The sequence below is a fragment of the Candidatus Phytoplasma bonamiae genome (assembly GCF_030586845.1).
GTDB classification, from domain to species: domain Bacteria; phylum Bacillota_I; class Bacilli_A; order Acholeplasmatales; family Acholeplasmataceae; genus Phytoplasma; species Phytoplasma bonamiae.
This window is the reverse complement of record NZ_JAOSIQ010000037.1, coordinates 1-4,058: the sequence shown is the minus strand read 5'-3', so window position 1 is coordinate 4,058 and position 4,058 is coordinate 1. Positions and strand designations below refer to the sequence as shown.

Below are 4,058 nucleotides of genomic sequence, written 5' to 3'. Positions count from 1 at the left end.
ATTTGCAAGATTTTTATATTTTTTTAATTTATGAAAATTTATTTTTAAAGAAATGCGAGAAAAATATGTTTAGTTTTATTTTTTTAATAATTTTTGTAATTAGCTGGTATTATTTTATTATAATTTTACCTATAAAAATAATTGGTTTTTTTATTGGTTTTGTTTGTTCTATTTTAATATCTTGGTTAATAAATTTTTTATTTAAAATAGAAAAGTTTTATAATATTATTTTATTAATAACATTCTCGATTTAGCCGATTAAATTATTTTGGTAAAATGTATGAAAAAATCATCTGGAGGTCAAGAAAACATGAGTATTTATTGCGATAGCTATAATTATAGGAACCTGCTTTTTATGAGTTGATGATCTACAAACTCTTTAGATAGTATTATTGAAAAATAAATATTAAAGCTATTTAAAAAAATTTTTTAATAAAAAATGAATTATTTTAGTTTCGCATAATTCAATTATGTTCAAGATCATCTTTTTTATGATTTTGAATCATATGAAGTTAAAAATTATTTCTTTGTTTTTCATGTTATATTAACCGATATTTTTTTAGCTTTATTATGATTAACGTGAGCTATATTTATTATTTGTATCAGTTTCTTCATATCATTAAATCAATTTTAAAAATAATTAAGACACAAAATTTTATTTTCATTTAAAGGTTGAGATGATTAAAATATTATGTTGCTAATTACTCGGAATTAGTTTGTTTTTTTGAAACGAAAACATCTGAAAATTCATTTATACCCGATAATAAGTGTTTGCTATCTTAAAAAGTTATTATTAAATAACTTAACAGAAGGCAATAATTATCGAAATTTAATTTATTTTTTCAACATCAAATTCGGTTCGATGTAAATAGGTATATTTGAAAATGAAAAATTTTGGAAAACCCTGAGTTACCAAAAACCAATGAATTTGAGTAAAAATAAAATGTATGTTTCTCGTTATTTAGACGAATTTTAAAATCTTATACCTAAAACAGATATTATTTTATAATCAATTTTCATTATTGCAGTAATTAGTGATTATTAGATATTAATATTAAATAAACTTAGATAATTAATTGAAACTTTAAATGAAAATCAATATTCGACTTGTTGTCGGTATTATAATAATTTTTTGCCAATAAAAATATAAATTATTACAAAATAGTAAGAAGCAAAAATTTTTATATACTATTAAATCATTGTTTTTAGATAAATATTATGAAGAAGAAAAATTAGGTAATAAAAATATATTTTTATTGCCTAAATCAACACTAAATAAAATTATAATTCTGGTAATAATTCAAAAAAAAGTTATGAAAAAGAAAACAAATTTTAATTTTTTCAAAATAATAGGTTTTACTTAAGATTTATTTCATAATGAAATAATAAATTGATTTAGCGGATGATTATCATTATTTTTTTGAAATGAATAATAATCACAACAATACCTTGAAACAAAAAAATTTTATTTTATCGATAATTCCTTTTATAAAATTATTTAATATGATTGATTAAGAAATATTGCCAATTGGCTTTGCTATATACTTTTGGAATAATTTTTATTTAGCTATTTTTTCTACAATTATGATAATTATTTTTACAAATAAATGCTATTTTAAATAAGATATAGGAATATAGGAATTTTGAAAATCCCTTTGGAAGCTGAAAATTTATATTTTATCTATTTTGTTTCACAGAAATTGCAATAATAATTGGATTTTAATTTCAGTTTTAATGAAATTCTTTTTATTTCAAATTTAATAATTGGTTTATTTATTATTTTTTTATATTCCTTATATTAATTTCAAATTTGCGAGATTTTATATATATTTTTTTGTGTTGGGATTTATTTTATTTATTAATTGTTTTTATTCAAATTATAAAAATCACTTTTAAAAAACCTATTGATATTATTAACGAAAAATAAAGTATATCATATTTTATATATGACAATTTCGATATTAAAAATTAAAGTTTATTAAAAAAAGAAAATTTTTTTATTAAAAAAATAAATTTATGTTGACATTTTGCCAAAGTTCATACATTATTATTATTGGTGTCGATTATTTTGTATTATTTTTAATGATAATAATGATTTTACTCATTTTTAAAATTTTAAGATTAATGTTTTGTTTGGTAATAAATTTCATAGATAAATTTTATAAATAATTCAAATATAAACAGGAGCGATTAATTGATGAATAATCAAGAATTAGCGTTAAAATTACATGCGCAAAAAAAAGGTAAATTAGCTACAGTATCTAAAGTAGAAATTAATAATTTAAAAGAACTAGCACTTGTTTATACTCCGGGAGTAGCAGAGCCATGTTTAAAAATTAAAGATAATCCTCAAGATGTATATAAATATACTTCTAAAGGTAATAACGTGGCAGTTATTAGTAATGGCACAGCAGTGTTAGGTTTAGGAAATATTGGTGCTTTGGCTTCTATTCCGGTAATGGAAGGCAAAGCTGTTTTATTGAAGAAATTTGCTAATATTGATTCGTATCCTATTTGTATTGATTCTGAAGATCCTGATGAAATGATTAATATTATTAGTAAAATTTCTTCTGTTTTTGGTGCTATTAATTTGGAAGATATTAAAGCTCCTGAGTGTTTTGAAATTGAAGAAAAATTAAAACAAAAATTATCAATCCCTGTTTTTCATGATGATCAACATGGAACAGCTATTGCTGTTTCTGCAGGTTTAATTAATGCTTTAAAAGTTGTTAATAAAAAAATATCCGAAGCGGAAATAGTTATTTTAGGAGCAGGAGCGGCAGGTACAGCTATCGCTAAGTTATTGCTTTTATTAAAACCTAAAAACATTGTATTAGTTGATAAAAATGGAGCAATCAATTCTAAAGATGCAGAATTATTGAATGTAAATCAACAAAAATTGGCCCAAATAACTAATTTTTATAATGAAACCGGAAATTTAACTGAAATTATTAAAAATAAAGATGTTTTTATTGGCGTTTCTAAATCTAATTTATTAACTCCTGAGATGGTGGCTAGTATGAATAAGGATGCAATTGTATTTGCTTTAGCTAATCCAGTACCAGAAATTATGCCTTTAGAAGCTAAAAAAGGTAATGCTCGTATTGTAGCAACAGGACGTTCAGATTTTCCTAATCAAATTAATAATTTATTAGTTTTTCCGGGAATTTTTCGCGGAGCTTTAGATAGCAAAGTGACTCAAATTACAGAAGAAATGAAGTTAGCTGCTGTTTATGCTTTAGCATCTATTATTCCTGATTCTGAATTAACTGAAGAAAATATTTTACCTTCTATATTTAATCCCGAATGTACTGAGGCTATTGTTAAAGCTATAAAAAAAGCGAGTAATGTTATAATTGATTAATATATTTTGAAAATAATAAAAATTATATTATTTCTTTGGGCGCCAAAGAGGCCTAAATTTCGTGCTATCTAACCAATAGCCAGGGCGCCGATAAACCCTGAAAGGATATGGTCGGTTTATCAGACGAAAGAATGATAGATTATAGCAGACCATAAAAGCGGGTTGCGACGAAAGCAAATTAGTCAAGAAGACGCCGCCACCAAATAATTCCATGGAGAAGCCTGAAATGGCCTAAGAAGGAAAATTGATGTAATTAACCAACCTGCTCGAAAGTTGCTTAAACGAGTAGTCCAGATCCTACTAATACAAAAGATAAGTATTGAGTAGTTTATCAAAAAGAAAACCTGGAATCAGCCTTCCAATAAGAAGGTTACTTCCCCTAAAGGATTAAGGTAGAAATTTAAGGTAACTTGGAGAATCCTAAAACTAAGTAATTAAGTTTACTAATCCGGAAATAAAAGTCCGGATGGTCAAGGATAAAGAATCTGTTTAGTAGTCGTAAGAGTAAATCTAGTTTTGGAATAAGCTAGCTAATCGTCTTACCGAGAAGAGAGTTAATTACTACTATTATAGGGCGAAAGCAGAAAGTAATTTATTATTTATTCAATGGCATCAAGGAAGGAGTTGATATATCATATCAACAACGGTTTCATCAGAAACTAAACTTTCACGAACATTGAATAGAATTCAATAT

General features: G+C 24.2%; 1 protein-coding gene and 1 pseudogene. Both read left to right on the top strand.

All coding sequences use genetic code 11. From position 1 onward, the window contains the following. Window positions 1–254: pseudogene (locus OC701_RS02425) on the top strand (hypothetical protein); the annotation flags it as partial. A 1,943-nt stretch (window positions 255–2,197) separates the two neighbouring features. Beyond that, the gene (locus tag OC701_RS02420) at window positions 2,198–3,364 is read left to right on the top strand and encodes an NAD(P)-dependent malic enzyme (RefSeq protein ID WP_304514497.1); all 1,167 of its coding nucleotides are present in this window, start codon (window positions 2,198–2,200) and stop codon (window positions 3,362–3,364) included. The last annotated feature ends 694 nt before the right edge of the window (window positions 3,365–4,058 follow it).

What these genes read in the sequence shown, in the direction of transcription:
- OC701_RS02420 (WP_304514497.1), top strand. Translation starts at nt 2,198, where the DNA reads ATGAATAATCAAGAATTAGCGTTAAAATTACATGCGCAAAAAAAAGGT.